Annotated in this window: 1 pseudogene; it reads left to right on the forward strand. The window is 44.8% G+C overall.

What is annotated here, in order from left to right:
* Positions 1-22: 22 nt before the first annotated feature.
* Positions 23-297, forward strand: a pseudogene (locus C1E99_RS03600) (hypothetical protein); the annotation flags it as partial.

Genomic DNA, 297 nt, shown 5'->3' on the forward strand with positions numbered 1-297 from the left:
GTCATCGCATCAGGAGGCGTGTATTCAAGCCATCCAAGAACTGGTTGCTTTTCCTTCTGTTTTGCAAGAACATCAGGCAGATACGCCATTTGGTCAAGCGATTCAGGATGTTCTGGAGCACATGTTGGCTTTGACGGAAAAAATGGGTTTTAAAACTTATTTAGACCCTGCTGGTTATTATGGCTATGCTGAAATTGGGCAAGGCGAAGAATTATTAGCAATCCTTTGCCACTTAGATGTGGTACCTGCTGGTGATCTTAGTCAATGGCAGACGCCGCCTTTTGAAGCTGTGGTAGA

Source organism: Streptococcus suis (assembly GCF_002964045.1).
GTDB classification, from domain to species: domain Bacteria; phylum Bacillota; class Bacilli; order Lactobacillales; family Streptococcaceae; genus Streptococcus; species Streptococcus suis_U.